At 61.6% G+C, this 22,799-nt stretch carries 25 protein-coding genes and 1 rRNA gene; 11 read left to right on the forward strand and 15 right to left on the reverse strand.

The window, feature by feature from the left end:
- Positions 1-53 precede the first annotated feature (53 nt).
- Entirely contained in the window at positions 54-1,448 is a 1,395-nt protein-coding gene (locus tag HMPREF2993_RS10480; RefSeq protein ID WP_083318726.1) for an LCP family protein, read from the forward strand.
- A 105-nt stretch (positions 1,449-1,553) separates the two neighbouring features.
- On the opposite strand, the gene HMPREF2993_RS10485 is transcribed toward HMPREF2993_RS10480, so the two are convergent.
- The 3 genes from HMPREF2993_RS10485 to HMPREF2993_RS10495 are packed head-to-tail and all read right to left on the reverse strand — an operon-like array spanning position 1,554 to position 4,156.
- Complete coding sequence (locus tag HMPREF2993_RS10485; protein ID WP_070682204.1) at positions 1,554-2,483, reverse strand: DUF5926 family protein; 930 nt, start codon at positions 2,481-2,483, stop codon at positions 1,554-1,556.
- 21 nt (positions 2,484-2,504) lie between these two features.
- Positions 2,505-3,209: a glycerophosphodiester phosphodiesterase family protein gene (locus HMPREF2993_RS10490; protein ID WP_070702261.1), complete on the reverse strand. Its 705-nt coding sequence runs from the start codon at positions 3,207-3,209 to the stop codon at positions 2,505-2,507.
- Positions 3,209-4,156, reverse strand: a complete 948-nt coding sequence (locus HMPREF2993_RS10495; RefSeq protein WP_070443241.1) for an L-lactate dehydrogenase — start codon at positions 4,154-4,156, stop codon at positions 3,209-3,211. The genes HMPREF2993_RS10490 and HMPREF2993_RS10495 overlap by 1 nt, the downstream gene beginning before the upstream one ends.
- 140 nt (positions 4,157-4,296) lie before the next feature.
- On the opposite strand from HMPREF2993_RS10495, the gene HMPREF2993_RS10500 reads away from it, so the two are divergent.
- Complete coding sequence (locus tag HMPREF2993_RS10500) at positions 4,297-6,138, forward strand: alpha/beta-hydrolase family protein (RefSeq protein ID WP_070702263.1); 1,842 nt, start codon at positions 4,297-4,299, stop codon at positions 6,136-6,138.
- A gap of 15 nt (positions 6,139-6,153) precedes the next feature.
- On the opposite strand, the gene msrA is transcribed toward HMPREF2993_RS10500, so the two are convergent.
- Complete coding sequence (msrA, locus tag HMPREF2993_RS10505) at positions 6,154-6,804, reverse strand: peptide-methionine (S)-S-oxide reductase MsrA (RefSeq protein ID WP_070545107.1); 651 nt, start codon at positions 6,802-6,804, stop codon at positions 6,154-6,156.
- Positions 6,805-6,968: 164 nt separating this feature from the next.
- Between msrA and HMPREF2993_RS10510 the strand changes: the two genes are divergently transcribed.
- Entirely contained in the window at positions 6,969-7,571 is a 603-nt protein-coding gene (locus HMPREF2993_RS10510) for a superoxide dismutase (RefSeq protein ID WP_070702265.1), read from the forward strand.
- A 318-nt stretch (positions 7,572-7,889) separates the two neighbouring features.
- Here the strand turns inward: HMPREF2993_RS10510 and HMPREF2993_RS10515 are convergent, their stop codons facing one another.
- Entirely contained in the window at positions 7,890-8,762 is an 873-nt protein-coding gene (locus HMPREF2993_RS10515; RefSeq protein ID WP_046647631.1) for a LysR family transcriptional regulator, read from the reverse strand.
- A 70-nt stretch (positions 8,763-8,832) separates the two neighbouring features.
- Here HMPREF2993_RS10515 and HMPREF2993_RS10520 point away from each other — a divergent pair, with 70 nt between their 5' ends.
- Both HMPREF2993_RS10520 and HMPREF2993_RS10525 read left to right on the forward strand, forming a co-directional pair.
- A complete protein-coding gene (locus HMPREF2993_RS10520; RefSeq protein ID WP_046647632.1) occupies positions 8,833-9,984 on the forward strand; it encodes an MFS transporter in 1,152 nt (383 codons plus the stop codon).
- 11 nt (positions 9,985-9,995) lie between these two features.
- On the forward strand, positions 9,996-11,288 hold the full coding sequence (locus tag HMPREF2993_RS10525; RefSeq protein WP_049156873.1) for a hypothetical protein: 1,293 nt from the start codon (positions 9,996-9,998) through the stop codon (positions 11,286-11,288).
- 125 nt (positions 11,289-11,413) lie between these two features.
- Here the strand turns inward: HMPREF2993_RS10525 and HMPREF2993_RS10530 are convergent, their stop codons facing one another.
- Complete coding sequence (locus HMPREF2993_RS10530; protein ID WP_210401564.1) at positions 11,414-12,850, reverse strand: TM0106 family RecB-like putative nuclease; 1,437 nt, start codon at positions 12,848-12,850, stop codon at positions 11,414-11,416.
- A 75-nt stretch (positions 12,851-12,925) separates the two neighbouring features.
- Between HMPREF2993_RS10530 and HMPREF2993_RS10535 the strand changes: the two genes are divergently transcribed.
- Both HMPREF2993_RS10535 and HMPREF2993_RS10540 read left to right on the forward strand, forming a co-directional pair.
- A complete protein-coding gene (locus HMPREF2993_RS10535) occupies positions 12,926-13,558 on the forward strand; it encodes a DUF6474 family protein (RefSeq protein WP_070702267.1) in 633 nt (210 codons plus the stop codon).
- A 319-nt stretch (positions 13,559-13,877) separates the two neighbouring features.
- Positions 13,878-14,195 carry a histone-like nucleoid-structuring protein Lsr2 gene (locus tag HMPREF2993_RS10540; protein ID WP_070517764.1) on the forward strand — a complete coding sequence of 106 codons (318 nt, stop codon included), beginning with the start codon at positions 13,878-13,880 and terminating at the stop codon, positions 14,193-14,195.
- On the opposite strand, the gene HMPREF2993_RS10545 is transcribed toward HMPREF2993_RS10540, so the two are convergent.
- On the reverse strand, positions 14,192-14,830 hold the full coding sequence (locus HMPREF2993_RS10545) for a LuxR C-terminal-related transcriptional regulator (protein WP_046647640.1): 639 nt from the start codon (positions 14,828-14,830) through the stop codon (positions 14,192-14,194). The genes HMPREF2993_RS10540 and HMPREF2993_RS10545 overlap by 4 nt on opposite strands.
- Positions 14,831-14,866: 36 nt before the next feature.
- The gene (locus tag HMPREF2993_RS10550) at positions 14,867-16,039 is read right to left on the reverse strand and encodes a sensor histidine kinase (protein ID WP_070702269.1); all 1,173 of its coding nucleotides are present in this window, start codon (positions 16,037-16,039) and stop codon (positions 14,867-14,869) included.
- On the opposite strand from HMPREF2993_RS10550, the gene HMPREF2993_RS10555 reads away from it, so the two are divergent.
- The gene (locus HMPREF2993_RS10555; RefSeq protein WP_070702271.1) at positions 16,038-16,592 is read left to right on the forward strand and encodes a DUF2020 domain-containing protein; all 555 of its coding nucleotides are present in this window, start codon (positions 16,038-16,040) and stop codon (positions 16,590-16,592) included. The two genes, HMPREF2993_RS10550 and HMPREF2993_RS10555, sit on opposite strands and share 2 nt — an antisense overlap.
- 34 nt (positions 16,593-16,626) lie before the next feature.
- On the opposite strand, the gene HMPREF2993_RS13645 is transcribed toward HMPREF2993_RS10555, so the two are convergent.
- Together HMPREF2993_RS13645 and HMPREF2993_RS10560 are read right to left on the reverse strand one after the other, a co-directional pair.
- Positions 16,627-16,779, reverse strand: a complete 153-nt coding sequence (locus HMPREF2993_RS13645) for a hypothetical protein (RefSeq protein ID WP_168166775.1) — start codon at positions 16,777-16,779, stop codon at positions 16,627-16,629.
- On the reverse strand, positions 16,779-17,537 hold the full coding sequence (locus HMPREF2993_RS10560) for a class E sortase (RefSeq protein ID WP_070702273.1): 759 nt from the start codon (positions 17,535-17,537) through the stop codon (positions 16,779-16,781). Before HMPREF2993_RS10560 ends, HMPREF2993_RS13645 begins: the two co-directional genes overlap by 1 nt.
- A 66-nt stretch (positions 17,538-17,603) precedes the next feature.
- Here HMPREF2993_RS10560 and yidC point away from each other — a divergent pair, with 66 nt between their 5' ends.
- Entirely contained in the window at positions 17,604-18,590 is a 987-nt protein-coding gene (gene yidC / locus HMPREF2993_RS10565) for a membrane protein insertase YidC (protein ID WP_070702274.1), read from the forward strand.
- On the opposite strand, the gene HMPREF2993_RS10570 is transcribed toward yidC, so the two are convergent.
- The 4 genes from HMPREF2993_RS10570 to HMPREF2993_RS13650 form a co-directional block, all read right to left on the reverse strand.
- Positions 18,547-19,155, reverse strand: coding sequence for a TetR/AcrR family transcriptional regulator (locus HMPREF2993_RS10570; RefSeq protein WP_046647650.1), 609 nt, complete (start codon positions 19,153-19,155; stop codon positions 18,547-18,549). The two genes, yidC and HMPREF2993_RS10570, sit on opposite strands and share 44 nt — an antisense overlap.
- Positions 19,156-19,223: 68 nt before the next feature.
- Positions 19,224-19,484 carry a GlsB/YeaQ/YmgE family stress response membrane protein gene (locus HMPREF2993_RS10575; protein ID WP_010188457.1) on the reverse strand — a complete coding sequence of 87 codons (261 nt, stop codon included), beginning with the start codon at positions 19,482-19,484 and terminating at the stop codon, positions 19,224-19,226.
- 139 nt (positions 19,485-19,623) lie between these two features.
- Positions 19,624-20,520 (reverse strand): universal stress protein, encoded by an 897-nt coding sequence (locus HMPREF2993_RS10580; RefSeq protein ID WP_070702276.1) that lies wholly within the window; start codon positions 20,518-20,520, stop codon positions 19,624-19,626.
- Positions 20,521-20,566: 46 nt separating this feature from the next.
- Entirely contained in the window at positions 20,567-20,707 is a 141-nt protein-coding gene (locus HMPREF2993_RS13650) for a hypothetical protein (RefSeq protein ID WP_168160887.1), read from the reverse strand.
- On the opposite strand from HMPREF2993_RS13650, the gene HMPREF2993_RS10585 reads away from it, so the two are divergent.
- Both HMPREF2993_RS10585 and HMPREF2993_RS10590 read left to right on the forward strand, forming a co-directional pair.
- Positions 20,643-21,695, forward strand: coding sequence for a pseudouridine synthase (locus tag HMPREF2993_RS10585; RefSeq protein WP_080975059.1), 1,053 nt, complete (start codon positions 20,643-20,645; stop codon positions 21,693-21,695). The two genes, HMPREF2993_RS13650 and HMPREF2993_RS10585, sit on opposite strands and share 65 nt — an antisense overlap.
- 153 nt (positions 21,696-21,848) lie before the next feature.
- The gene (locus HMPREF2993_RS10590) at positions 21,849-22,097 is read left to right on the forward strand and encodes a hypothetical protein (protein WP_070517770.1); all 249 of its coding nucleotides are present in this window, start codon (positions 21,849-21,851) and stop codon (positions 22,095-22,097) included.
- Positions 22,098-22,533: 436 nt separating this feature from the next.
- Here the strand turns inward: HMPREF2993_RS10590 and rrf are convergent.
- Positions 22,534-22,651, reverse strand: a 5S ribosomal RNA gene (gene rrf / locus HMPREF2993_RS10595).
- Positions 22,652-22,799: the final 148 nt, after the last annotated feature.

A 22,799-nucleotide genomic window follows, 5' to 3' on the forward strand; every position in this document is an offset into this window, starting at 1 on the left:
CGCGCCCTGTGTGAAAGGTGGGGCGGAAGTGATTTCGCGGTACAGTGTTCCCCATGACCTACCAAGGACACGATCCAGAGCGCGATTCCCGCCGCGCTGGCGATCCCCACGGCGATTCCCGCCGCGCGGGTGCCACTGGCCCGGCCCACCCCCACGGCCCGGATGGCCCGCGCGGTGCGCATGCTGCCGGGCAGGATGCCGGTGAGTTCGTCCTTGGCGCTGACGGGCAGCCCCTGCGGGATCGTTATGGACGCCCGGTGCGTCGCCGCCCCTCCGGGCAGCGAGCTAATCCCACGCACTCTTCTTCTCGCGCTCAGCGCCCCAGTGCGCAGCGCTCGCGTCCGGAGGAAACCCGCTTCGACGTCGAAGCTTATATGGCTCAGCAGGCATCGCCGCGCCCGGCGCCCCGCCAGAGCGCGGCCACCCGGGAGCCTGCCGCCGGCGCATACCGGCGAAGCCCCGACGCACCGCCGCGCAGCTACTCCCCACAGACTGCGTCCCGCGGTCGTCCTGCTCGGCGCCCGCATAGCCGCCGCAAGAAGGTCAACCCGGCCAAGCAGGTCTTCGGTTGCCTGGGCTGGCTCATCGTCATCGCCCTCGTCTTCATGGTGGCCTTCACCTTGTGGACGGATTCGCGCCTGACCCGTATCGATGCCTTGCCCTCCGAGCAGGTGACGCCGACCTCCGGGACGAACTGGCTGTTGGTGGGCTCGGACTCGCGCCAGGGCCTCACCGAGGAACAACAGGCCGAGCTGGGCACCGGCGGTGACGTAGGAGTTGGCCGCACCGACACCATCATGCTTCTGCACATTCCCGCATCCGGAAAGGCCCAGCTGGTCTCCATTCCGCGCGATAGCTACGTCGATGTGCCCGGCTTCGGCATGGACAAGGTCAACGCCGCCTTCACCTACGGTGGGCCGCAGCTGCTGACCCAAACCGTGGAACAAGCCACCGGCCTCCACATCGATCACTATGCGGAGATCGGCATGGGCGGCTTAGCCAACGTCGTGGATTCCGTGGGCGGCGTGGAGATTTGTGTCAAGGAACCCATCAACGATCCGCTCGCCGGCATCGACCTCCAAGCGGGATGCCAGAAGCTCCGCGGCCCGGATGCCCTCGGCTACGTGCGCACCCGCGCCACCGCGATGGGTGACTTGGACCGCGTCGAGCGCCAGCGCGAGTTCTTCGCCGCGCTGCTGGATAAGGCAACGTCCTTCTCCACCATCGGCAACCCCTTCAAGGCCATCTCCTTGGTCAACCACACCGCAGATTCCTTCATCGTCAACGAGAAGGACCACGTCTGGCACCTTGCCCGCGTGGCACTGTCGATGGCCTCGGGCGTGGAGACGAAGACTGTGCCGATCGGCGGCTTCCAGGACACGGTCGTGGGTAATGTCGTCCTCTGGGATGACGCCGAGGCCCAAGCACTTTGGGACTCCATGCGCTAAGGCTTCGACCGGTCGTTTCGATCAAATAGGGCTCCAAAACCTCGTGGTTTTGGAGCCCTATTTGATCGATATGTACCTAAGCCTCGGGGCGAAGGCGCCGAGGAATTAGCGCAGCGTCACCTGACGGGACTTGATGTTCTGCAGCTGCTTGCGCTCATCGGCGTCGAGGTTGGCGTCGTTGGAGATCTCCTCCTCCAACGCCTTGTTCACGCGAGACAGCTCGGCCTCGTAGGAGTCGTGCGCGACCTCTGGGTCGAGGTCAAAGACCGGGGCGATCAGACCGTGGGTGCGGAAGACACCGGCGAACTTGGTGTCCTCGCCCAAGTTGAGCTCGCCGCGAGCAGCCACGCGCGCCAGCGCGTTGAGGAAAGCATTCTCGTCATCACAGGGGCGAACCCAGCGGATGTGGGCCTTGCCGCCCCCGGCGTTAGCCCAGAAGGCGGTGCCGACAAAGCCCTCAGCCTCCTGGCCCACCTGGTAGGACTCGATGACGGAATCGTTGGCGCGCTGCAGAGCCTGCGCCATCTGCGGCGGAACCTGTGCACCCTCCGGCATCCACCACGCGAAGTCCTGGTAGACGTTGATCTCCAGTTCGGCGTCCTCTTCCAGCAGCTCCTTGAGCTCCGGCTGGGAGCCATCAGCAGCGGTGGACTCGAGGGTGGAGCCCGGCGCGTTGTTTTTCACCCAGTTCAGGGCGAAAGCCAGGTCGCGGCCCGGGTTGTGCGTGTGAGACTGCACCTGCAGTCCCACGAAGGCCTCACCACCGGATTCCTCATCACGGATGAGCGCCGCGGTAGCACCGGGCAGCACGGTAGCGACGTAAACGTCCTTGTCAAAGCCCTTGACGGACAGCTTCGCCGTTGCGGAAGGAACAAATTCCTGCAGAGCGACGAGGCTAGCCTCAGCGGCGAGCCCGCCGAAGGGGCGAGGGTCCTTTTCCAGGGCAGCGCGCTCGGCGGCGCGGGCAGCGAGCTTAGCTTGGCGGCGGGACATGCCCTCCGGCAGCTGTTCGTTCTTCTTTTTCTTCTTGGCCATACTGAACAACTTACCTGTTCATTACAGCTCAATGGCATGCAGGGCCACTTCCGGTTGGTTCGTGGCGAGAATATCCACTCCGTTGGCCCATGCCCACTTCATGTCCTCGGGTTTATCGATGGTCCACATGTACGTGGGTAGGCCGTGCGCGCCAATCGCGTCAGGCTGCAGCTTGCCGCGCAACAGGGACATGCCTAAGCCAGTGGGCTGCGACAACAGGATGTCGGGACGGTTGAAATGGCGCTCCCAATCGCGGCGCAGGTAGATGCGGTCGACGTGCGGGGCAAGCGCTGCCATTCGACGAATGGCCCGGTGGGAAAAGGAAATCATGTGGATCCGGGGGTCGTCGAGAAGCCCTGCGTAGCGCAGCCGCAGCACCATCTGTTCTTCGAGGATGTCGCCTTGCCCCGAGGGATGCTTGGTCTCAATGTAGAGGTGGTGCTTCTTATCCCCGAGCATGTCGAGGAGTTCGTCGAGAAGCAGCATGCGCTGGCCGCCGCCAATCTTGAGGCGGCGCAGCTCCTCCCAGGTCATCCGAGACACTCGGCCTGAGCCATTCGTGGTGCGGTCCAGTGTGGGATCGTGATGAACCACCACCTTGCCGTCGCTGCTCAGGCGGATATCGCACTCGATACCGTGAATGGGTAGCTCGAGCGCTTTCTCAAAGGCAAGAGGGGATAGCTCCGGATATTTCCCGGAGTATCCCCTGTGGGCGACAATCTTCACTAGCCGAAGATTTCTTCCTTGATGGTGTTGAGCGTGTTGAAGGAGTTCTCAAAGCGCTCCTTCTCGTGATCATCGAGGGCCAGCTCGATAACGCGGTTGACGCCGGAGCGGTCAACGATGGCCGGGGTGCCGATGAAGACATCCTCGTGGCCGTACTCGCCCTGCAGGTAGGCAGAGACCGGGAGAGCGACGGCCTGGTTCTGGATGACCGCGCGGGTGATGCGGGCCAGGGCCATGCCGATGCCGTAGGAGGTGGAGCCCTTAGCGTCGATGATGTGGTAGGCAGCGTCGCGGGTGTCCTCGAAGATCTTCTCGATGCGCTCGTTGTAGCCCGGGTCCTTTTCAGAACGGTGGGACAGGGAGACACCTGCGATGTTGGCGGAGGAGACGACCGGCAGCTCGGAATCGCCGTGCTCACCGATGATGTAGGCGTGGACGGAGGTCGGTGCCACGTCATCCATTTCAGAGAGCATGTAGCGGTAGCGGGCCGAGTCCAGGACGGTGCCGGAACCGATGACGCGCTGGTGCGGGAAGCCGGAGGCCTTCCACACTGCGTAGGTCAGCAGGTCCACCGGGTTGGAGGCGACCAGGAAGATGCCGTCGAAGTCATTCTTCATGACGTCCGCCACGATGGAGTTCATGATCTTGACGTTCTTGTCCACGAGCTGCAGGCGGGTCTCGCCGGGCTTCTGTGCGGCACCGGCGCAGATGACGACCATGGAGGCGTCCTTGCAGTCTTCGTAGGTACCCTTGGTCACGCGGGTGCGGGACGGGGCCCAGACGACGCCATGGTTGAGGTCCATGACGTTGCCTTCGAGCTTCTTTTCGTCGATGTCGATGATGGCCAGGTGATCAACAGTGCCCTGGTTGACCAGAGCGTAGGCGTAAGCAACTCCAACGTCGCCAGCGCCGATGAGTACTACTTTGTTTCCAACATGATTTCCCATGTCTCCTATTGTGCCCCCAATGTCCGAATTTTGCTCGTTATGCGCCCGAATTCACAGGATAAGTAGTCCGATCTCACATTTTCATGTCCGATTGGGTCTGATTAGTGGCATCACTGCACGTACGGCCCAAAGCTGGTTCAATGGCCAGCATGCGTCAACTTGCGCGCCGCATCGCCCTCAAAACCGCCCGCACAGGCCTTCAGGCTGCCATCTTTTCCCTGGAGCTCATCAGCGATCTCACACCCGGCATGCGCATGACCGGCCGGCGGCGCCTGCCGCAAAATATGTGGCCCGGGATCTTCGGCGCGGAGGTAGCAACCTGGGCCGCCGTCTCCCCGTCGCTATTGCCACGCCCCTGGTGGGTCACCGCCGCCAACGTAGCCATCGGCCAAGGCGCTGGCCACCTCGCCGCCACCACCGCAGCCTTCGCCGCCAAGCGCGGGCTCCGCCTCGCTGGGCGACGCCCCCAGGACCACGTGGGCCCCACCACTCGGCGCTACTCCTACTACCTGCTTGGGCTCGGAACATTCATCGCGGGCATACGCTCCCTGCGCAACCAATCAGAACAAGCCCGCCTCGTTGGCAAGCTCAATGACCGCGGCCCCCAATCCGCAGCACTGGGCATGGTGGTGGGCACCGCGGGCTACGGCGCCCTGCTCATCGTCGGGGAAGCAGCGCAGATCGCCGTCACCCAGCTTTCCCGCCAGGTACAGCGCTGGCTGCCCAGGTGGATAGCGTGGCCGCTAGCCGGCGGCGCGGTCGGCTTCGCTGCGGCCGTAGTCAGCGACCGCATGGTGTGGCGCCGACTGCTCCGCAGGGCCTCCATCCAAGGTCTGGCCCTCAATAAATTGGTGTACCCAGGCTCCGCGATGCCGTGGGAGCCGGAACGCTCGGGAAGCCCCTGGTCCCACGAGCCGTGGACGGCCGTCGGCTCCCAGGGCAGGGCCTTCCTCGACCGCGGCCCACGCGCCCAGGACATCAAAGAAGTTATGCACTTCGAACGTGCCCACGAGCCGATCCGTATTTACATCGGGCTCATCCGCGGCCGTGGTCCGCACGCCGCCGCCCGCCACGCGGTGGCGGAGATGGATCGCACGGGCGCTTTCCACCGCGACACCATCGTGCTGCAGATGCCCTCCGGCTCAGGCTGGATCAACAATTATTCGGTCAGCGGCTATGAATTCCTCACGCGCGGCAATTGCGCCACCGTGGCCTTGCAATTCGACTACCTGCCCTCCATGTTTTCCTACCTGGTGGATAAGAACCTCTCCCGCACTTTTGCACGCGAGCTCATCGCCGCTGTTCACGCCCGCCTCGAGCTCTTACCCGAGGACAACCGCCCCAAGCTGTACTTAAGCGGCGAATCCCTGGGCTGCTATGCCATCGTGGAAAACTACGAGACGGTCGAAGATTTGCTCGCGGCGTGCGATGGCGCGGTATTCACTGGGCCTCCCCGGATGACCAGTTTCATGCGACGCCTGCACCGTGAACGCGGCTCCTTGGAGCGCTTGCCGCTTATCGACGGCGGCCGGCACCTCCGCTTCGCCGCCGTCCCCGCCCACATGGAACACGATGCCTTCGGTGAGCCCTATGGCCCCTGGGAACGCCCGCGCGTGGCGGTGGGCCAGCACGCCTCTGACGCCATCGTGTGGTGGGATAGCAAGCTCATTTATGCTCGTCCCAACTGGATCCACGAGCCCACCCCGCAGACCTTGTACGCAGATACTTTTAAAAACCTGCGCTGGCATCCGTTCATCACCTTCTGGCAGGTAGCGCTGGACCAGATCAACTCGCTCAACGTGCCGGGTGGCCACGGGCACAACTACTTTGAGGAAACCTTCTGGTACTGGGATTCCGTCCTCGGCTCCCAAACGCGAACCCAGCTCACCCCGGAGCTCGCCGAGCGCATGCGGGCCTTCGTGGAGCGCGACCAGCTCAACAAACCTTCCGACTTCCGCACGCACGTGCGCAAGCAGCTCTAGCCGCGCGCCCGCGCGCTAGCCGCACTTGACGCCGGTGCTGTGGTGCGGGCAGTAGCCGTTGGGCACCTTGTGCAGGTACTGCTGGTGTTCGTCCTCGGCCAGGTAATACTCTCCCGAGTCTGTCTCGCTGAGGAGGGTGACTTCGGTGGTGGTGGCGCCAAAGCCGGCGTCGGCAAGCTTGCCTGCGTAGGAATCCACGAGCTGCTGGATCTCTTGGCGCTCCTCCTCGGTCTCTGGGTAGAACGCCGAGCGGTACTGCGTGCCGACATCGTTGCCCTGGCGGAAGCCCTGGGTGGGGTCGTGAGCCTCCAGAGCCTTGACCACTAAGTCTCGCAGGCGCACACGCTGCGGGTCGTAGGTAATCTGCACCGCCTCCGCGTGGTTGGTCAGCCCACGGCAGACCTCGTAGTAGGTCGGGTTAGGCGTGGTGCCGCCCGCATAGCCCACGGACGTGGACTCCACGCCCTCAGTTTCCCAGAACATCTTCTCCGCGCCCCAGAAACAGCCGATGGCAATGATGAGGGACTTCTGCCCGTCCTTCCACGGTCCAGTAATCGGAGTGCCCAGGACCGCGTGGGGCTGCGGGTTGTCCAAGACGGGCTCGGCGCGCCCGGGAAGGGCGTCCTCCGCTGCCACCAGCTTGGGCTCTGGTTTGAAAAGAAACATGCTGGGTTCTCCTTACACTTAGCGTTGTCCTCCCCTTATACTCCGCTACGCCGCTTGCAATCCAGGTTTTCGTTCACGGCGGTTCCCATTAAAAAATTATTGTGGCCAAATCCTCATCCGCGCCCTACGATGGGGCCTCGTACCCCAAAGAAAGGATGACACAAATGGCTGTTTACGAACTTCCTGAACTCGACTACGCATACGACGCTCTGGAGCCGCACATCTCCGCTGAGATCATGGAGCTGCACCACTCCAAGCACCACGCTGGCTACGTTGCTGGCGCTAACGCTGCGCTCGAGGCTCTGGAGGAGCAGCGCAACGGCGAGGCTAGCGCTGACGCTATCCGCGCTCTGTCCAAGAACCTTGCCTTCAACCTGGGTGGCCACACCAACCACTCCATCTTCTGGAAGAACCTCTCCCCGAACGGTGGCGGCGAGCCCACCGGCGAGCTGGCTGAGGCTATTAACCGCGACTTCGGCTCCTTCGAGAAGTTCAAGGCTCACTTCTCCGCTGTTGCTACCGGCCTGCAGGGCTCCGGTTGGGCAGTTCTGGGCTATGACCACGTTGCTGGCCGCCTGATTATTGAGCAGCTGACCGATCAGCAGGGCAACATCTCCGTGAACTTCACCCCACTGCTGATGCTGGATATGTGGGAGCACGCCTTCTACCTCCAGTACAAGAACGTGAAGGCTGATTACGTTAAGGCTGTCTGGAACGTCTTCAACTGGGATGACGTTGCTGAGCGTTACGCTGCTGCCACCAAGTAAGCCCTCTGGCCTCCTTTAAGGCCATATAGCTTCGACCGCGCTGAGTTCTCTTCATTGAGGCTCAGCGCGGTTTCGCGTTGTGACTCCCTCTACAAGCTTTGCGGAGGACCACCCAACCCCGATATCCAGACCACAACTGCCCGATCCGCCAAAGTTATGCGCCGCCATTGCAGATCCGAGAGGGATCTTCGTCATATTGGGCAGTTGGCCTATCCGTTAAGGCACTCTGCCGCCTGGGAGCACCAGTGCCAGGCTGCCACACGAGATCTCCAGCCCTGAAGCACTCCGCGCGTTGGCGGCCGAGCTCCCCTTCGGCAGCTAGTCGGCGGTGCGTGTCACGACGAAATCCTTGAAGTGCTCGACCGGCGGGGCATCATCGCCCTCCCGCCACACCAGCCCCAGCTCACGGTAGGCCGCGGGCTGCAGCGGGATGGGGTTGCGGGCTTTGAGGTACGGGTCATCGAGCGGCAGCAGCGCCGATCCCAGGCCAGCAGCCACGAGGCCGGCCACGGTGGTCAGCTCCATGGATTCGAAGATGAGGCGCGGGGTGAATCCGGCTTCGCTCGCCAGGGAATCCAGCAGCATACGCGTTCCGTAGCCGGGCAGCATGCCGATGAAGGGCTCCTCCCGAAAATCTTCCATGCGCACGCTGTCTTGTCCTGCCGCCCAATGCCCTTCCGGAACTGCGAGCCCGAGGCGCTGCAATTTAAGCTGGTGCCAGCCCACGGCCCCCGGGGTGGTGGGGCGGGGGCCAACGAGCGCGAGATCTGACTCCCCGGCCGCTACTCTCTCCACGAGCTCGCGCGCCGCGCCCTGGTGCAGGCGGATGTCCACGTGAGGGTGTTCGGCACGATAGGCCTTGAGCAGTTCCGGGACCATCCACGTGCCGAGGGAATGCATGAAGTCAAGGCGCACGGTACCGCGCTCCGGATCCATCAGCCGGGCCACGGCATCACGCGCGGCGGTCTCCGCCATGAGCATCCGGCGCGCTTGCTCGACGAATGCCCGACCGCGGGCATTCAGCCTTAAGCGTCGGCCGCTGCGCTCAAAAAGACTGGCCCCCACCGCCGACTCGATGCGCTGAACGCGGCGGGTCAGCGCGGATTGGGAGAGCCCGAGGGCGTCGGCAGCCGCGCCGACGAGGCCATGATCGGCCACGGCGACGACGCCGCGCACATCCTCCAGATTCATGCACACCTCGCATGTTTTATGTAACTTTTAGACATTTTACACATAACCCGCGCTAGGCCATGCTAGATGCATGACCAGAACGCGGCGCGCCACCATTGCCATGCTCTTCGTGGGCTTGGCAATTTTTTCTTGCCTCTACCCCACCCAAGCCATGCTGCCCACCCTGGTGGAGGACATGGGCATGTCCCCCACGGAAGCCGCCATGACCATCTCCGCGGCCACAGGCGCGCTGGCTATCTGCGTGATCCCCGTGTCCATCATCTCCGAGCGCATCGGCCGCGGAAAACTGCTGCTCGTCTCTACCATCGCGGCCACGCTCATCGGCATGCTCGTGCCGCTGGCGCCCAATCCGGAGATACTTATCGCCACCCGCGCGCTCCAGGGCGCCGTCATCGCCGGCGCACCCGCCACCGCCATGGCCTGGATCTCGGAGGAGCTGGAAAGCTCCTACGTCGCCCGTGCCATGGGGTTGTACATCGCCGGCACCACCATCGGTGGGCTCACCGGCCGCCTCATTCCCACCGGGCTGCTCGAGCTCACGTCCTGGCGCTGGGCGCTGGCGGGCTCTAGCCTGGTCACGCTGATTTTGGCTATCATCGCGGCGATCTTGCTGCCCTACCAACAGAACTTCACCCCGAAAGCGATTCACTTCCGCTCGGAGCTGCGCGCCATCTTCCGCCATGCCCGGGATACCCGCCTGATTCCCTTGTTCATCGTGGCCTTCGTGGCGATGGGAACCTTCGTGTCCCTCTATAACTTCTTGGCTTTTCGGCTCATCGACCACTTCCACCTCGCGCCCGGTTTGGCCGGCTTGGTCTTCCTCTTCTACCTCACCGGCACGTGGTCTTCGGCGCGGGCGGGCCGGTTGGTCACGCAGGTCGGCCACGCCAACACCTTGCTGCTGTCCTGCCTGCTTTTTGCCGTGGGCATCGCGCTCTGTATGGGGGCACTGATCCCCACCCTTCTCGGCATCGTGCTCTTCACCATCGGCTTCTTCGCAGCGCACTCCACGGCCTCGGGGTGGGTGGGGCATATCGCCACTCACGACCGCGCTGAGGCCTCCAGCCTCTATGTCTTCTTCTACTACCTGGGCAGTTCCCTCCTGGGCGCGCTAGCGGGCGTGCTCTTTGATTTCCTGTCGTGGACCGGCTTCATCGCCGTCTACGCCGCCCTCGCCGCGGGCATCGCGGTGTTGAGTTGGGTTGTGAGAAAAACCGGATAAACTCGTGTTTTATGGATAAGTGGTCGCCGCGCACATGGCACAGGAAAGCATCCCGCCCGGTCAGCCTGTGGATGATGGTCTTTCTTCTCGCGGGCGCAATCCATACCTTTATCCCGAATTACCGGTGGGTCCTCATCCACCTTTTCACGCTCGGCATCCTCAGCAACAGCATCGTGGTGTGGTCCCAGCACCTCACCGAGAAGTTCGTGCAGCTCAAAGTTCCGATGTCGGCCCGCCCTCGCCAGCTCGCGCGGATTTATCTGCAGAATGCCGGCGTTATCCTCACCCTCGTGGGGCAAATCCTCAGTGAATATTGGGGCCACCACTGGGTGCTCACACAGATAGGCGCCACACTTGTCGCGCTCGCCGTGGTCTGGCACGGCGTGGCCCTCTTTGCCTTATGGCGCCAAGCGGAATCCAAAAGATTCCGCCCTGTCGTTGCTGCATACGTAGCCTCAGCCTTCTTTCTTGCCGTTGGTGCCACTCTTGGTGCCTTCCTCGCGACGCACCCCTCCCATCCGCGCCTGCTCATCGCGCACGTGGCCGCCAATATTGGTGGCTTCGTGGGGCTGGCGGCGGCCGGCTCACTCACCATCTTGTTCCCATCTATCTGGCGCACCAAGGGAATCAATCCGCACATGGGCCTGAGCTTCACGCTGTTGGCGCTGGGCGTGGTGACCACCGTGATCGGCAGCGCGTGGAATGTACCGCAAGCGGGCCTCATCCTCTACTGCGTCGGCTGGGCGCTCAGCCTACAGAGCTGGTTACTCAATGCCCTTAGCGTGTTCCGGGAACCACGCGGGCGCATCACCTTCCCGGCGCTTTCTGTGCTCTTTTCCTGCTTCTGGCTGCTCGGCGGTCTGGTGTATTACACCACCCAGCATTTCTTCTCCAGCGAGCCACAGATTCCCATGCTCGCGCTCGTCGTGGGCTTTGGCGCCCAACTGCTCATCGGCGTCATGGGCTATATGCTGCCCACCACGATGGGCGGCGGCCCTTCAGCGGTGCGGGCTGGCCTGCGCGAATACAACCGCTGGGGGCTGGGGCGCTCGGTCTTCATCAACGGCGGGCTTGCCCTCTGGCTGGCCACCTCCAGTTCCCTCACCATGGTTGCCGCCTCGCTGCTCTGCCTCGGTTCCATGGCTGTCCTCCCCATCCTCACCGCCCGCGCGGTCAAGGCCCAGAAAGCCGTGCTTCTCAAGAAGGCCGAAGGCCCAGCCCCAACGAGCACAACGGACTGGGACCAGGTGTGGGTGGCGCTTGCGGTGCTCATCATCCTCGGCGGACTCAGCCTCATCCTGTAGATCCCCAGACCTCGATCCCGCAACCTCCTGCGTGGGCAGTGGGGCGTCGGCAAGCGCTTGGCGACGCCCACCTGCAGGTTGCGGGTTTCAGGTCTGGGGACTTGCAAACGGGAAGGCAGAAGAAGCTAGGGCTCGAGGGGAGGCACGCCCGGCGCGCCGGCGGACATCCACTCGCGGACCACGTGGGTAGCGCGCACATCGCCGGCGTTATAGCGAAGAATCTGCGCACGCGCGTCCGTGTCACCGGCGAGGGCGGCGCGGCGGGCGTTAACGGATTCTTCGCCGTCAAACTCTTCCGGCCATGCAAAGCCCGCGACCGGGGCCACGGTCTTCAGACCCAACCCCGCGGTGCCGGCGAAACTACGCTTGACGTGGACAAACATATCCACCCACTCCTCCGAGGAGATGAACTCTTCCACTTCCTGGAGGTTGGGGGTAGAAAAACGCTGCGCGGACCTGCGCATCCAATGGTTCTCCCCGTGGGCGGAGTAGCAATACGCCGCAAAGGTCTTTCCCGCCGCATGTGCGTCAGCGCGCACCCCCATGAGCCACTCCCAAAACTCGGCGAAATTCTCTGCTTCCGCCCGGCCGCCGAGCGGCTCCCACGTGGCAAAAGAGTGATACTCACCGTCCAGGAGTGCACCCCACAGGTAGGCGCCTTGATCCAGGTAGGCCTCCATATCGACGTCGACTTCCACATCCGCGCGAGGAACGCTGACCTGCCCGCGGCGCAGCAGGGGAATACCTTCGCGCCAGGCGGCGGCGAGGGCGGAGGGGGCGCCGAGGGAGGCGTCGATAAGCCCTTGCACCGTTGTGATACCGCGCTCGCGGTAGGGGTTGGCGCGGTCGCCCGGCAGGAAGAGGGAAATGTCATCGCGGGCTTCCAGCTCTTCCCGGCACAAGGGCCAAAAGCGGCAGGAGGCGCACTCCTTGACACGGCGCGGGCCCGCGGGCAGCGGTTGCGCCAGTGCCTCATCGATGGCAAAACGCGAGGTATCCGTGACAAAAGCCTGGCTGCGGTCCTGCCCAATCGCCGCGCCCCTGCCAGAATTCAGCCCCACTTCTTCCAAGCCCCGGGCTGCCAGCGCCAAACGGTAGCCGTCGATGGCGTGATGCCGAATCTTGTACTTTGCCGGTAGCGGCTCACTCAACCCCAAGCGGTGGGTCGGCACGACGAGCGCGCGCGAGGCCTCATGCCGGCGCGCCACGCGGTGATCGGAAACGATAACGGGGCTGTACATATCGCCGTCCCGAACGAGGAGCTCCACGCGCACCATCCACTCTTCGGTGGAAAAGACGGCGTTGGTGATGTGCGTATACCCGCGAGCTAGGGCCTCGAGCGTGGCCAGGGCCCGCTCGAAGTCGCTACCCTCCAGGTCAATGCGGCGAAAACGGCCCGGCCCCTTGGCGGGAAGGCGGCTCAAGGCGGCATCGATAGCCGCCGCATGGCGTTCCGCGCGGGCCTGACTTACCGCGGTACGTGGGATCTCGGGATGCGCGCGGCGCTGCACCAAGCGATAACGGCAGCCCACAAGATCCGTGGCGACGAGCACATCCTTCACAGCAGGTGAGCTTAGTAGACCACCTTGCTAGAGTTGTAGCGAGACCCTAAGGAAAAATAATTTAAGGACGTTTCAATGGGCATTATGAAGAAGATCCGCAAGGCCCGCCGTGAGGCCCGCGCTGAGGTTAAGGCCGCCAAGACCCGTGTAAAGGCACAGGTCAAGGCCGCTGATAAGGCCAAGCACCGTCAGCAAAAGCTGTTGGCTAAGCAGGAGAAGGCGCTTATCAAGTCCGAGGAAAAGGGCCTGAAGAATCGCCGCAAGCACGAATACAAAATGGCCAAGAAGGAACTCGAACGCATTAAAGAAGGCCGTTTAAATAAGAACAATGTCAAGCGTTATGCCGGCGCCCTGCGCACCGCCGCACCTCTTCTTTTGCCCCTGATTTACCGCGGCATCACCGTTGCCCAGCGCGAGGTTGAGAAGAAGCGTGCGCACAAGGCTGGCGTCAGCGCTGAACAGCTGGCCTCCTTCTCCGGCCACGGCGCACCGCTAAAGGCGCGCACCGCCGGCATCCGCAACTCCCTGAAGGACGCCCAGCTGCCCGCCGGCTTTAAGCGCGACGTCAAGGAGCGGCTCAACGAGCTCGATTCCGCAATCGACAATGCGGAATACATGACTGAGCAGCAGCGCCAGCGCGCACACCGCTCCATCTCCGGCGAGATTGATTCCCTCAACGATGAGATCCAGTCCAAGCTGGGCGCATAACCCTTCGCACCACAGCTTCCAGCCTTCGATCCCCACTTTTCCCGCCTCCTAACAAGGGCGAGAAAGCGGATCGGAGGCTTTTTCTTTCGGGTTTAAAATCAGCCTTTGTTACCGGCCAGAATATTGCTTCTCCTTGCGCCCCTTAACTGTGTCGCAGACGTGGTTTTGCTCTATAGTCAATAACAAGAGAAGGTTCTTTTAATGACTCTCTCTTTAAGCCGTTAAGTTACTTAAAGTTTAGGCTTCCGCTCTTGTGGTGAACGATGAAGGAAGCCCAAACACAGCGCGATCAGATTACAGACAGATCGAATGGAGAATCATGGCACGCCGCGAAATCACCCAGTTTTTTGACGACATTGATAACAAGCCCCTCAGCGAGGAAGAACTGATTGTCATCCGCTTCAGCGTTGACGGTAAAGACTATCTCCTCGATGTTTCCCAGGAGAATGCCGATAAGTTCCACGCCGCAATGGAACCTTTTGTCAAGGCCGCCCGTCACCCGGTGAAGAAGGACACCCGCCGCTACAAGCCGGCCGATGTCCGCGCCTGGGCCGCCCAGCACGGCTACCAGGTGGCCGAGCGCGGCAAGATCCCCAACGACGTCATCCTGGCCTACCGCGACGCCAACAACCTCTAAAGAACGCCCTGCTCGCGGGCGGCCGCCACGGCCGACGTGCGCGAGCGCACTCCTAATTTGTCGTAAATGTGGACGAGGTGAGACTTCACCGTCGCCTCCGAAAGCATCAGCTCCACACCGATCTCCCGGTTGGAGGATCCCGCCGCGACTAGCTTCAGTACTTCCAGCTCGCGCGGGGTAAGGGAGGTGCGCGGCGTGCGCACGCGGGTCATCAGCTTATCGGCCACTACCGGCGAAAGCGCCGAATCACCGTCGGCCGCCGAGCGCACCGCCGCGAGCAGCTCGACCGGCGGCGCATCCTTCAGCAAGTAGCCTACCGCTCCGGCCTCAATCGCCCCGAGAATATCCGCGTCAGTGTCGTAATTGGTCACCACGAGCACCTTGGGCGGATTCTCCATGGAGTAGCGGATGGCGGCAGTCGCCTCCGCGCCGCCCATGACGCGGGTACCTTCAATCCCCGCTCCGAAACGCAGATCCATGAGGAGGACGTCAATGCCACCTGCCTGCGCTGCGGAGACGGCGGCTTCGGCGGTAGCTACCTCACCCACCACCTCGATATCCTCAGCCCCCTCGAGCACCGAGCGTAGACCTAGGCGTACGATCTCGTGGTCGTCGGCAAGCAAGACCCTAATCACGGGCTTCCTCCTCATTGGTACGGTGTGGACAAATTCCTAATCTACATCGTTATGTAAGGGCACACTAACTGAGACCGCCGTACCGCTGCCTGGCGTGGATTCAATCACGACCTCTCCACCAAGTTCCTCAGCACGCCTGCGCATCGCCGATAGACCAATATGCCCCAACCCCGCCGGCTTATTCTCCACTGCCTCGACATCAAAGCCCTCTCCATTGTCCACCACGTCCACGCGCACCTCATCCGGCGCATAGGTTACCGTCACCCGTGCCTTGCTGGCGTGGGCATGCTTGACGACGTTCCCCATCGCCCCCTGCGCAATCCGCAACAGTGCTGCTTCCACCTTCATGGGAAGTTGCTGGACATCGCCTTCAACGTCCACGGAAACATCAACCCCACCGGTTGCCGCGAAGTTATCCGCCATCCTGGTCATAGCTGACTCCAGGGAGGTTTCTGATAACGCCGCCGGCTGGAGTGCTGCGATCATGGCACGCGCCTCGTGGAGGTTATCCGCCGCGGTGCGCCGGGCGAGCTCAATGCGCTCCTGCGCCTTAGGGATATTCTCCTGGGCCAGGTCGCGGTCAGCGGCGTGCAGAAGCATCTGGATGGAGGACAGGCCCTGTGCCAGAGTGTCGTGGATTTCGTGGGCGATGCGCTGGCGCTCGGCTGTCATACCGGCCGTGCGCTCGGACTCCACAAGTTGCGAACGGGTCTTCACCAATTCTTGGTTCATACGGCTCAGCGCCCGGAAGGCATAGGTGATAGCGATCGTCACCAGGGCCGATACCGCTGGGCCCATGACGCCGCCGAAGGACAGCCCGCCCGGTACCTGCACCAGCACGGTCATCACCGTGGCCGCGATAACGCAGATGACGCCGGGGATCATCTCCAGTACGTAGAGGTACACAAAGTACAGGGAAAACACGAGGTAGATGGCCGCAGGCGCCACAGCCAAGTCGGCAAGCCACAATACCGTGAGGATGACTATCCAGCCATAACGCGCGATGCGCGGCAGCGTCTCCAAGTAGGCTGAGCCCCCGAAGTACACCACGGCGAAAGAAACCAAGAGCAGCAGGTTGAGCACGCCCTGCCACAGAGGTAGGCGCACCGTGGTAAAAATCGCCACCACCAGCAGCGTCGCCGTCAGGACGTGGATACCGTTGCGCAGGGCATCCGATTCAACCGAGCGCTGGTCTAGTGTGGACGTCATGCGCCACAGCCTACTTCCCCCGCTTGCCGCCTGCCTGATCGGCATCGGCTTCGCCGCCGCGGGGTGCTCGGATGCAGACGACCCCACCCCCAGCACCCCGGCCGCAAGCCCTGCGCCACCCACCGACGCAGGCGATGGCCTGCCCATCGACGCCACAGCGGAGGTCAGCGACTGGGAAGACTGCCCCTATCTGGATACCCAATGGGTGGCCGATACGAACGGGCAGAGGATGACCCGGTGGGGCGTCGACAAGCGCTTTGGCCCCCCCGCCTGTGTGTTCTGGTCCTACCCCGAGGAGCCACAAGTCACCGTCCTCATCCGCCAGATGCCCAGCGTGGAGGAAGCGCGCGCGGTCGTGGACTGGGCCGCCCCTGTCGAGGACACGGAGCTTGCCGAATTCGATGGCTGGTCGGGCGGGCGCGGCGTCTTTGAGGATCACTCGGTCTTCGCCGTGCAGAAGGACAACCACGCCGTGGTGGTGTGGTCGAACCAGCTGCAAACGCTCAAGCCCCAGCTCATAGCGCAGGAAGCGATCAACCGTTTAGGCCTATAAGGACTAAACGTATAAGGCCTAAGCATTTAATGGTCTAAACGGCAACGTCGTTATAGGGCATCTGCGCTGCTACCCAGGGAAACACAACCTCCATGAGCAGGAAGAAAACCCCCACGGCAAGAGCCAACGCCAGCACGGCTTTTACCGCGGTGGGGCCGGGCAACAGGTTCCACAGTGCGCGATACATTAGTTCTCCTCCAAGACGGCGGGGCGGTCATTGTCATCTGAGCCGGGCTTCTTAGCCTCCCGGTCGGTCTCCATGGCGTGCACGATCATGCGTTCCGCATTGGAGAACTGCGGATGGCACGTCGTGAGTGTAAGCAAGGATTCGCTGGGCTCAACGCCCTCCGCTCCGGGAACAGGTTGGAGCACGCTCACATCGCCCGGCAGCGTGATGTGGCGGCCTTGAACCGGCTGGTACTCCGGCTTGGCTTGCTGCTCTGGGCTGAAGCACTCCCCCGGGGAACCGTCGATAGGCAGCACGCGGTAGGTGATCCACTCCGTCGCAGTTTCGATGACGATGGCATCACAGGTGTGCAGGTTACCCAAGTCATTAAAGGGCGCGCCCTTGCCCACGCGGTGTCCGGCCACCGCAAAGTTGCCCGGCTCACCGGGCATCTGCGTGTCGGTGTAGCGCCCCGGTCCGCGCAGCAAATCATCCTCGTTGGTGCCTTCGAGGACCGCGAAGGCGAAGTCCGAGCCGAAGGCAGGGATATAGAGGCGTGCAAATGCCTCACCGAGCTGCGGGGCATGGCCAGCGCCGCGCGGATTGTGCCACTCCTCCTGTAGCGTCTCGTTGGCTTCGTCCTGTAGCTTGCCGGAGGCGATGTTGGTCCAGTAGGACTCGTAAAAAGCAAAGAGCAGCAGCAGCACGCCGGCCGTCAGCATCAGCTCACCGATGACGGAGCCGACGGTCGTTCGCGTGCGCGCGGTGGGGTGGGGCATACTCACTACCCTAGCCTCCCTGTAACGTGTAAGTGCCCCACCACCCTGCAGAAAGAGGAGTAGGCGATGATCGAAATCTTCATGTATCCGGTCTCCGGAATCATGAAACTCTGGCACCTCCTGTTAGGCGCTTTCTTCTCCGGCTCCATGGCATGGATCCTCACCATCGTCTTCCTCGTGCTGACGGTCCGCGGGTTCATCGCACCGCTGAACTGGCTTTCCGTGAAGCAAGGCCGCATCGGAGCCCTCATGCGCCCAGAGATGACTGAGCTCAACGCGCAGCTCGCTCGGGCCGACACCGTCGATGAAGCCGTCGCCGTCCTTACGCAGCAGCGCGATCTCAAGAAGCGCTTTCAGCACAACCCGCTGGTGGGTTGCTTCCCAGCCTTCCTCATCATTCCCGCCTTTATTGGCCTCTACCAGGTGGTGCTCCGCGTCTCCGGTTCCACACATGAGCCGGTGGGAATGCTCACGCTAGACGACGTCTCCTCTTTCCGCGCCTCCACCGTCTTCGGCGTTCCCCTCACCGATTTCGCCCGCGAGCACCGTGACTTGGTCCTGCCCATGCTCATCGCGGCACTCGTGTTTACCTCCCTCAACACGCTCATTACGCTCTACCGCGGCTACCTCACCACGCTTTTCGACGAAAAGATCCCTCGCCGCTTGCTGTGGTTTATGGCCCTCATGGTGGTTCTTATCCCGTGGATGTTGTGGATGGTGGCCTGGCACGGCCCCATCCCCGTGACCATCATCTTCTACTGGGGTTGTTCCTACCTCTTCACCCTGCTACAGACGGGCGTGTACGAAATCATTCTGCGCAAGCGCTACCCGCTGCCAGAGGCCGTCCACGAGCAGCGCCGCGCTAGCATACAGCGCTGGCGCACCAAGGAGAAGAAGCGGGAAAAGAAAGCGGCTAAGCAGCGGCTCAAAGAGGATCCGGGGCACAAGGAAGAGCTCGCCGCTAGCCGCAAGCGCCACTCGGAGATCGTGGCGGAGGCACGAAAAATTGTTAAATCGAATAGTCGGCAGGAGGGGCCGACAGAAGCCGAATAGCCAGCTGCTTGGCCGTCACGAGCGGGGCGACGTCGCGGGTAAGGCGCGCGCCAGCCAACCCGCCGTCAAGGAAGATGAGAATTTCGCTCGCCTGCTCCTCTGAGGGGTAGCCATTCTTGGTGTTGAGGAGTGCTGTGACCGTGGAGTGCATCCACGTGCGGTGCTCGACGCAGGCGGCCACGATGCCGCGCTCGGCATCAGTTTCTGGCCGCGGATACTCGCCCGCAGCGTTGAGGAAGTGCGAGCCCCTGAATTCCATGGAGGGCTGCTCCTCGATGGCCTTGTCGAAGAAGGCCAGGATCTTGCTTTCCGGGTCTGTCGCGTCCTCGGTGCGCTTTTGCCAATCGGCGCGATACTCCTCATCAAGGGCCTCAACGTACGCGATAACGAGGGCGTCCTTAGAGCCGAAGAGGGAATACAGCGATGCCTTAGCGACATCCGCCTCACGCAGGATGCGGTCGATGCCGATGACGCGGATTCCTTCGGTGGTAAAGAGCCGCGTGGCGGATTCGAGCAGTCGGCTGCGCGGACTCGGACGATTGCGTCGCGACTTCTTTTCGGCCATTTCTTCTCCTCACATGACAAAACCGGTTCATCTACACAATATAGACAAACCGGTATGTATGCGAATTATTATTTCTTGCGGCCCGTAATGGCTCCCACAATCCACAGCAGGATACAGGCGCCGACCGTTGCCGTAATAATCATAAGGAACCAGCTATCACCAACACTCTTATTAAAGAGCGCAAGCAAGCCGCCACCAATCAAGCCGCCGATAACACCAACAATGAGGTTAGTGAACAGCCCCTGATCGCGCTTCATAATCTTCTCAGCGAGCCAGCCCGCAATGATGCCGACAACAATCGAACCAAAGAAACCGAGACCAAGTCCCATGTCACTCTCTCCTTCTCATAACAGTAAATAGCTTTTATTTACGTGCTCCCCACCGTACGCGTTAAAACACCAAAACGACTCGGGCTTACCACTTATCCAGTAAATGGGCCCGAATCGTTATAGCGGGGTTATGCGAAGGTTACTCGGAGTCCGGACGTACCACCATCATCGGGCACGGAGCGGACTGCAGCAGCGCGCGGGAGGTGGAGCCAAGCAGCATGCCCTTGAAACCACCACGGCCGTGGGAACCGACAACCAGCAGCTGAGCGCCCTCGGAAGCCTCAGCCAACGCACGGACCGGACGGTCGCGGGCAATAACCTTCTTGACCTGTACCTCCGGGTACTTATCCTGGAACTCAGCTAGGCGCTCGGTCAGCAGCTCTGCCTGCTCCTTCTCCACCTCAGCCCACTCGGCCTGTGCGGCGGAGAGGCCGGCCAGGGAGGCCTGAACCTGCATATCCATCCAGGTGTGAACGGCAATGAGCTCTGCGCCGCGGGCATCGGCTTCCTTGAAGGCATAATCTGTTGCCTTCTGGGAAACCTCGGAGCCATCGACGCCGATGACAACCGGACCGTACTTGGTGGACTCAGTGACGTGGTTATCCTCACGGACTACGACCACTGGGCAGGAGGCGTGGGAAACGACGGATGCGGACACCGAGCCCATCACCATGCCGGAGAGACCACCCATACCGCGGGAGCCCATGACAATCATGGTGACGTCCTTGGACATCTCCAGCAGCATGTCAATCGGGGAGCCCTCAGCCACGGTGTGGCCGATCTTCAGATCCGGGGCAACCTTGTGGGCCTCGGCGCGGGCATCCTCGATCTTCTCTAGGGTTTCCGCCTGGAGGTCATCAAAAAGCTCCTTCGGCGGAACCATGCCTTCGGCGTAGAGGAACTGCGGCATCGTATAGCTCGATGCGATACGCAGCGGGATACCCCGCTTTACCGCGGTATTAGCAGCCCAGCGGACGGCGTTCTTCGACGCTTCCGAACCATCAACGGCGACGACGACAATGTCTTCCTTTGCCATGACCTTTCCTTTCGAAGTGCTTACACTTCCAGTCTAATACCTATTACTAGACCTGTGGGGTGGTAGCAGCGTCCGCGTTCGCAGGGAAGAGGATGTTGTAGGCGGCCACGACAATGTCACGAATGACGGCACCGATACCATTAGAGAAGAAATCGATGACGGGTGCGAGAATAGAGTTAAAATCCATGGGTCAAAGAATATCGCAAAAAAGGCGTGGCGCAACACCACTTCCTATCCGTGATGGGCTAAACCCCACCCACGCCCGCGTGCCTGAAGGTCCGATTACCGCGTGGAACTTCGTTCACCACCTCATCGTCACTCAGCGCCACCGTCACCCCGACGACAACGAGGCTGCGCTACAGGCCCGCTTCGACGCAGACGAAGTTGTGCGCCAAGATGGTTCCCCTCTTCGCCCTGATAGTATTCTCGCCACCAACGCAATGGTGTACTTCTACCGCATGCCGGCTCCCGAAACTCCCGTCCCATACGACATACCAATCCTTTTTGAGGACGAGCACCTCCTGGTCGTCGACAAACCACCCTTTATGGCCACCATGCCCCGCGCCCGGCACATCACAGAGACTGCAACCGTTCGCCTGCGCCGGATGACGGGAAACAACGAGCTCTCCCCCGCGCATCGCCTGGACCGTCTCACTTCGGGCATCCTCGTCTTCACGAAGGACCGCTCCGTCCGCGGTGCCTACCAAACGTTGTTTGCCGAGCGTCGCGTAAACAAGACCTACGAGGCCATCGCGCCGCTTGCCGACGTCTCCCCAGGCACCGTCTGGCGCTCCCGTATGGAGAAGACCCCGGGGGAACTGCAAGGCCGAATTGTCGAGGGCGAAATCAACGCCATCACCGAGGTCGCCGGCGTGGTGCCCGTAGATAAGGCCCCCTACGAGTCCATCCACGGTTCACTACCAGAGCTCGGGAAGTACACCTTAAAGCCGCAGACCGGAAAGACGCATCAACTCCGATTGCACATGCTTCAGGCTGGCATACCCATTATTGGGGACCCCATCTACCCCGTCATCTACCCGGCAGAAGCCGAAGACATGCGAATTCCCATGCACTTGACGGCGACGCACATTTCTTTTACCGACCCCGTAACCGGCTATACCCGTGAGTTTCACTCGCAATTACCCCTACATACCCATAATCTTCTTCGCCCGTAGTTTTGGCTCCAAACCCCATGACGGCTGAGCCAGGCAATACTGCTGCCAAAGAATGGGGACGGAATTAGAACGGTACCAAACCATTGCCATTGACATCTTGGTCCGATAGCCTAGGACACCCCTATACTTCCCTATCCGAAAGGAACTGACACGATGAAGAAGCCCCTAGCTATCATCGGTGCCGCTGCACTTATGCTCACGGCAAGCCCCACAGCGACCGCTGAGGACGGGCTAGTGAACAACGCTCGACAAGGATCGTCCACCGATCTCAATGAACTCGTCGTCGACTCCCCCTTCTACGACATTATCGCTATTCCAGTCACGCTCTCATCGATCGCCCTTTCGTTCCTGGGCGTCCCTCAGTGCGGTTTGCATGACACCCGCGGTTGCGAGAAGGGCTAAGTACCACCGTCACCAAAGACAGCGCCTTTTCCTGTTTCCTGTAGAGTTAGCCTTCGGCCCGCATTTGCTGCGGCTGGGGGCTATTTTTGATGTTCTATGTTCTTTACGAGGCAAGCCCATAACTTGGACGGATGTGCCTATGTCCACGGGTGCTGTAGCCGGCAAATGGTCTGGGGATGAGTGTGCTTAGCCGACAAAGCTGTGTTGCTTGTTTGGGCGGCGGCGGATTCTTTGTGCTTGGGATAATTAGCGCGTATGACCCGTGCTCGGATCCCTTGCGGTCTATAAGTGCAGACGTGGATGTGCAGCACGCAGGTCTGTGTTTTCGGGTCTGCGCTTGTAGGCTGTGTGCGAAAACGATGATGAAGCCCGTCACCGTTGAGTGGTTGCTCAACGGTGGCGGGCTTGGTGTATTGAATTATGGTTTGTTGTTTGGTGTCGGCGGTTTCTTACTCTCCCACAACCTCCCGGTTGCAGTACCATCAGCGTTAGCAGGCTTAGCTTCCGGGTTCGGAATGGGACCGGGCGTTTCCCTGCTGCTATAGGCCACCGACAAACACACGGAGCAACGGCTGGTTGCTGGTGTTGTGTCAGATACTGTGTAGTGGACGCAAGCGACAGTGTGATTAATTAACTGTTGTGTTTGTTGTTTACACACTGAAAAGTTCAAGTGTGTGTGTTTGTTTTGGTCTATTAGTACCA

It is taken from the genome of Corynebacterium sp. HMSC068G04, from assembly GCF_001814885.1.
In the GTDB taxonomy this organism is placed as follows: Bacteria; Actinomycetota; Actinomycetes; order Mycobacteriales; family Mycobacteriaceae; genus Corynebacterium; species Corynebacterium hiratae.